The sequence below is a fragment of the Rhodococcus sp. P14 genome, from assembly GCF_000256505.1.
GTDB lineage: Bacteria > Actinomycetota > Actinomycetes > Mycobacteriales > Mycobacteriaceae > Rhodococcus > Rhodococcus ruber.
This window is the reverse complement of sequence record NZ_AJFC01000207.1, coordinates 1-5907: the sequence shown is the minus strand read 5'-3', so window position 1 is coordinate 5907 and position 5907 is coordinate 1. Positions and strand designations below refer to the sequence as shown.

Sequence of the window (5907 nt, the reverse complement as noted above, 5' to 3'; positions counted from 1 at the left end):
GGCGCGGGGGGGGGGCTGCAGCCGCTGCTGGCGGCGGCGCTCGACAACGCGCTGCGCCGCGGACCGTCCGCGCTGACCGGTCCGGTCGCTCGCGGCGACGCGCAGGCCGTGGCCACGCACCTGCGGGTGCTCGACGAGGTCGAACCTCGGATCGCCGCCGGCTACCGGGCGATGTCGCTGCGTTCGGCGCAGCGCGCCGGTGCGAAACCGGAACTGATGGAGATCCTCGAAGGGGCTGATCACGGTGAGTGAAACGCAACAGGGCGGCTACGTGCGCGGCGAGTTGACCGTGCACCACGATCCCGCCGGCCTGACCAAGGTCACCAAGGCGCTGCGCGGCGTCGGCCGCACCGTGGCGCTCGTGCCGACGATGGGTGCCCTGCACGCCGGTCACCTCGAACTCGTACGGCAGGCGAAGCTCACCGGTGCCGTGGTGGTGGTGTCGATCTTCGTCAATCCGCTGCAGTTCGGCGCCGGTGAGGACCTCGACGCCTACCCCCGCACCCTCGACGCGGACCTCGCGCTGCTGCGCGAGGCCGGTGTCGAGCTGGCGTTCGCACCGACGGCGGCCGCGATGTACCCCGAGGGCAGGCGGACCATGATCCATCCGGGCCCCCTGGGAGCGGAGCTCGAGGGTGGCAGCCGCCCGACGCACTTCGCGGGCATGCTCACCGTCGTCGCGAAGCTGCTGCAGATCGCGGCGCCCAACGTCGTGTTCTTCGGCGAGAAGGACTACCAGCAGCTCGCCCTGGTCCGGCAGATGGTGCAGGACCTGAACTTCGACGTCCGCATCGTGGGTGTGCCGACGGTGCGCGAGCAGGACGGGCTCGCGCTGTCGTCGCGCAACCGCTACCTGGATCCGGAGCAGCGCCGGATCGCCACCGTGCTGTCCGCGGCGCTGGTCGCCGGGGCGCACGCCGCCGCCGGCGGGCCGGAGGCCGTGCTCACCGCCGCACGCGCGGTGCTCGCCGCCGAGCCCTCGGTGGAGCTGGACTATCTCGAACTGCGGGGTGCGGATCTCGGTCCCGCTCCGGAACGTGGCGACGGCCGGCTGCTGATCGCCGCTCGGATCGGCACCACCCGGCTCATCGACAACGTCGGTGTCGCAATCGGCACCGGATTCCTCGAACGCGAGACCGGCCCGGTCGACGCGTCCACCCCCGACGACCTGCTCACCCGCCGATAGCGCGACCGGCACGAAAAGCTGAGGAGACACCATGTTCCGCACGATGATGAAGTCGAAGATCCACCGCGCCACGGTGACCCACGCCGATCTGCACTACGTGGGCTCGGTGACCGTCGACCAGGACCTGATGGACGCCGCCGACCTGCTCGAGGGCGAGCAGGTCGCGATCGTCGACATCGACAACGGCAACCGTCTCGAAACCTACGTCATCGCGGGCGAGCGAGGCTCCGGCGTCATCGGGATCAACGGTGCCGCAGCACGTCTCGTGAGCCCCGGCGATCTCGTCATCCTCATCGCCTACGGCGTGATGAACGAGCAGGAATGCCGCGACTACAACCCGCGCGTGGTGTTCGTCGACGCGGACAACCGGCAGGTCGAACTCGGCAACGATCCGGCGCACGCGCCGGAGGGTTCCGGTCTGATCACCCCGCGCATGCTCGCCACGCTCGACTCCGGTTCGTTGGTGTAACAGTGCTCCTCGCCGTCGACGTCCGGAACACCAACGTCGTCCTCGGTCTGTTCACCGGCAGCGGCTCGCATGCGAAGTTGTTGCGGGACTGGCGGATGCGTACCGATCCGCGGATGACCGCCGACGAGCTCGCGCTCATCTTCCGTGGCCTGCTCGGCGGCTACGTCGATCAGATCACCGGGGTGACCGCGCTGTCCACGGTGCCGTCGGTGCTGCGCGAGATCCGGGTGATGTTGGCCCGCTACTGGGAACACGTGCCGCACGTGGTCGTCGAACCGGGCGTGCGCACCGGGGTGCCGCTGCTCGTCGACAACCCCAAGGAGGTCGGCGCCGACCGCATCGTCAACAGTCTTGCGGCACACCACTTCTACGACGGTCCGTGCATCGTGGTGGACTTCGGGACGTCCACGTGCGTGGACGTGGTCTCGGCGAAGGGGGAGTTCCTCGGCGGCATCATCGCCCCCGGCATCGAGGTGTCGATGGACGCGCTCGCCTCCCAGTCCGCGGCGCTGCGCAAGGTGGAGCTGCTGCGCCCGCGCGCCGTGGTCGGCAAGAACACCGTCGAATGCATGCAGTCCGGTGCGGTTTTCGGATTCGCCGGGATGGTCGACGGGCTGGTGCGGCTGGTGCGTTCCGAGCAGCGCGGCTTCGACGGTGACGACGTCGCGGTCATCGGGACCGGCGACCGTGCGCCGCTGATCATGCCGGAATCCGAGATGCTCGAGCACCACGAACCGGACCTGACGCTGGAGGGGCTGCGCCTGGTGTACGAGCGCAATCTCGCACGGCGCGGCGCCCGATCCGCCGCAGTGGGTTCCGCCCACCGCGATCCTGTGCAAGAATAGTCGCCGTGATCCGCTGCATGAGCGCCCAGGAGTGTTGTCGAGGCTGACGTCCGCCTCGACCGTTCACACCTTCCTGGAGTCTCTCTCATGCGCACTGCGCTTGCTGCATCCTTCGTCGCCGCACCCGCCCATCCCCTCCCGCTCACCACCGAGCGCATCTATCCGGCCGGACTGGCCGCGACCGTCGCGCGCGGCGCGGTGGTCGTCGACATCCGTTCCCACGCCGAGCGCGCCGCTCAGGGCACCCTGCCCGGTGCCCTGGCCATCTCCGCGGAACTGTTGCCCCGGCGTCTGCATCCCGCCGACGACGAGCGCCTGGCGGTGGCCGTCGACCGTGACGTCGAGTGGGTCGTGGTCTCGGCCTCCGGCGCGGAGACCGATGCCGTCGTCGCGGGGCTGCAGGCCCTCGGCCTGCGCCGCGTCACCGGTCTCGTCGGCGGGTACGCGGCCCTGGCGGCGGCCGGGGCGACCGGTGCGATCGCCGCCGCCCCGCACGTCGAGGACGACGTGGCGCGCGTCACCGCACACTGATCCGTCGGGGCGCCGGTCTCCCCGGGCGCGTCGGTCCTGCGCGGGCGTCCGACGCGGTCCGATAGTCTGGTCACCCGTGAGTGATGCACCGGTTCAGCAGTCCGACGACACCCCCGAGCAGATCCGTATCCGCCGCGAGAAGCGCGAACGGATCCTGGCGCAGGGCAAGGACGCGTATCCCGTCGTCGTTCCGCGCACTCACACCCTCGCGGAGATCCGCGAGAAGTACCCCGACCTCGAGCCCGACACCGTCACCGGTGAGGAGGTCGGCGTCGCCGGCCGGGTCATCTTCTTCCGCAACACCGGCAAGCTCTGCTTCGCCACGCTGCAGGAGGGCGACGGCACCCAGTTGCAGGCGATGATCAGCCTGAACGGTGTCGGCGAGGAATCCCTCGCGGCGTGGAAGCACGAGGTGGACCTCGGTGACTTCGTGTTCGTGCACGGCGAGGTGATCAGTTCTCGTCGCGGCGAGCTCAGCGTCATGGCGGACTCGTGGCAGATGGCCGCCAAGGCGCTGCGCCCGCTGCCGGTCGCGCACAAGGAGATGAACGAGGAGACCCGGGTCCGGCAGCGCTACGCCGACCTGATCGTGCGTCCCGAGGCCCGCGCCAACGCCCGCATGCGTGTCGCGGTGGTGCGCGAGCTGCGCAATGCCCTCGAGCGGCGCGGCTTCCTCGAGGTCGAGACCCCGATGCTGCAGACCCTGCACGGTGGTGCGACGGCGCGTCCGTTCGTCACCCATTCGAACGCGCTCGACATGGATCTGTACCTGCGCATCGCGCCGGAACTGTTCCTCAAGCGCTGCGTGGTGGGTGGCATCGAGAAGGTCTTCGAGATCAACCGCAACTTTCGCAACGAGGGTGCGGACTCCACGCACTCGCCCGAATTCGCCATGCTCGAGACCTACGAGGCGTACGGCACGTACGACGATTCGGCGACGATGATTCGCGAGCTCATCCAGGAGGTGGCGATGGCGGTGTTCGGCACCCACGTCGTCACCCTCGCCGACGGCACCGAGTACGACCTCGGCGGCGAATGGAAAGTGATGGAGATGTACCCGTCACTGTCCGCGGCCATCGGCACCGAGGTCACGCCCGAGACGTCCCTCGAGGAGCTGCATGCGCTCGCCGATCGGGTGGGTCTCGAGGTTCCGGAGGGCAAGGGCTGGGGCCACGGGAAACTCGTCGAGGAGTTGTGGGAGCACCAGTGCGGCGACCAGTTGCACGAGCCGACGTTCGTGCGGGACTACCCCGTCGAGACCTCGCCGCTCACCCGGCAGCACCGCAGCAAGAACGGTGTGACCGAGAAATGGGACCTGTACGTACGCGGCTTCGAACTGGCCACCGGCTACTCGGAACTCGTCGACCCCGTGATCCAGCGCGAGCGATTCGTCGACCAGGCGCGGCTGGCCTCGGCTGGTGACGACGAGGCGATGGTCCTCGACGAGGATTTCCTCGCGGCGATGGAACAGGGAATGCCTCCGACGACCGGGACCGGCATGGGAATCGATCGATTGCTGATGGCGCTGACGGGCCTCGGAATCCGGGAAACAATCCTGTTCCCAATTGTTCGTCCGGCGAGGTAATTGGTCGCATTCGATTTCCGTATTGCCATGAATTGATTCCCGGGTATTGTTGTCTCGTACCGCGGGGGGCCGCGCTTCTTCATTCGAGAGGATTTGCAGCACATGGCAAAGAAAGTCACCGTTACCCTGATCGACGATGTGGACGGGGAGACGGCGGCGGACGAATCCGTGGAATTCGGGCTCGACGGAGTCACCTACGAGATCGATCTGTCCGAGGAAAACGCGGCCAAGCTCCGGGAAGAATTGGAGTTCTGGGTCACCCATGCCCGCAAGGTCGGTGGCCGTAAGCGCGCGAAGGTCGTGCCCACCGCGCCCGCAGCGCGCAAGTCCGCGCGTGGTGGTTCGGAACGAACCGCGGAAATCCGGGAATGGGCCCGTAACAACGACATGCCCGTCTCCGCCCGGGGACGCATCTCCGCCGAAATCATCGAGGCCTACAACAAGGCACACTGACAGCACGGCTCGACAAGGCGCACCGGGGCAAAGCCGCAAAGGCACACCGGCGGCAAAGCCGCAAAGGCACACCGGCGGCAAAGCCGCAAAGGCACACCGGCGGCAAAGCCGCAAAGGCACACCGAGCACAGGTGCCGTCTTCCGGCCGACGAGGCGATATCCGCGACAACAGTCCCGGATATCGCCTCGTCGTCGTGGCGCGCAGATTTCGTTCCCTATTCGTCCGGAAAGCGGATCGGTCGCTCGGAACGGTGCGCTGTCGCGAAGCGGAGACAATCGTCACAACTGCCCGGCCTTTCGTCTCTCGCGGCGGGCGGGCGAGATTCCCGGGTAGCGTGTCGGCCATGGCAGAGCGGATTGCCGCCCCGGGCGAGACGTGCTGGCGGGTCGATCGGGCCGATCGTCTCGCCTGCATCGTCGACGCCGCAGACTATTTCCGGTACGCCAAGTCGGCGATGCTGCAGGCCCGCAGACGGATCCTCCTGATCGGGTGGGACTTCGACACGAGGATCAAATTCGAACCCGATCGCAAGACCCTCGAGGGACCGAACCGGCTGGGTGCCTTCCTCAAGTGGTTGCCACGTCGGCAGCCGGATCTCGAGGTGATGCTGCTGAAGTGGAACATCGGCGCATTCGCCGCCATCGGACGCGGGATGACACCTGTCTTCGTGCTGAACTGGCTGAGCGACCCCCGGCTCCGGCTCGAGATCGACGGTGCCCACCCCGTGGGAGCGGCGCATCATCAGAAGATCATCGTGATCGACGACGTCGTCGCGTTCTGCGGTGGCATCGACATGACCGTGGACCGGTGGGACACCAGCGAACATCCCGACCGCAG

General features: G+C 68.0%; 7 protein-coding genes and 1 pseudogene. All 8 read left to right on the top strand.

Annotation, left to right across the window (positions count from 1 at the left end; translation table 11 throughout):
• On the top strand, nt 1-252 hold a 252-nt coding region (locus tag OEY_RS0114665; protein WP_010594610.1), incomplete at its 5' end, for a DUF2520 domain-containing protein.
• A complete protein-coding gene (panC, locus tag OEY_RS0114660) occupies nt 245-1186 on the top strand; it encodes a pantoate--beta-alanine ligase (RefSeq protein WP_010594609.1) in 942 nt (313 codons plus the stop codon). The genes OEY_RS0114665 and panC, both read left to right, overlap by 8 nt.
• Before the next feature lie 31 nt (nt 1187-1217).
• Nucleotides 1218-1655: an aspartate 1-decarboxylase gene (gene panD / locus OEY_RS0114655; RefSeq protein ID WP_003935999.1), complete on the top strand. Its 438-nt coding sequence runs from the start codon at nt 1218-1220 to the stop codon at nt 1653-1655.
• A 2-nt stretch (nt 1656-1657) separates the two neighbouring features.
• Nucleotides 1658-2500, top strand: a complete 843-nt coding sequence (locus tag OEY_RS0114650; RefSeq protein WP_010594608.1) for a type III pantothenate kinase — start codon at nt 1658-1660, stop codon at nt 2498-2500.
• Nucleotides 2501-2587: 87 nt separating this feature from the next.
• The gene (locus tag OEY_RS0114645; RefSeq protein WP_010594607.1) at nt 2588-3031 is read left to right on the top strand and encodes a rhodanese-like domain-containing protein; all 444 of its coding nucleotides are present in this window, start codon (nt 2588-2590) and stop codon (nt 3029-3031) included.
• 76 nt (nt 3032-3107) lie between these two features.
• A complete protein-coding gene (gene lysS / locus OEY_RS0114640; protein ID WP_010594606.1) occupies nt 3108-4616 on the top strand; it encodes a lysine--tRNA ligase in 1509 nt (502 codons plus the stop codon).
• 102 nt (nt 4617-4718) lie between these two features.
• Nucleotides 4719-5069 (top strand): histone-like nucleoid-structuring protein Lsr2, encoded by a 351-nt coding sequence (locus OEY_RS0114635; RefSeq protein ID WP_010594605.1) that lies wholly within the window; start codon nt 4719-4721, stop codon nt 5067-5069.
• Between the two features lie 344 nt (nt 5070-5413).
• Nucleotides 5414-5907: pseudogene (locus tag OEY_RS0114630) on the top strand (phospholipase D-like domain-containing protein); the annotation flags it as partial.

Coding starts and splice junctions, on each gene's coding strand:
- panD (WP_003935999.1), top strand. CDS start 1,218: ATGTTCCGCACGATGATGAAGTCGAAGATCCACCGCGCCACGGTGACC.
- OEY_RS0114645 (WP_010594607.1), top strand. CDS start 2,588: ATGCGCACTGCGCTTGCTGCATCCTTCGTCGCCGCACCCGCCCATCCC.
- OEY_RS0114635 (WP_010594605.1), top strand. CDS start 4,719: ATGGCAAAGAAAGTCACCGTTACCCTGATCGACGATGTGGACGGGGAG.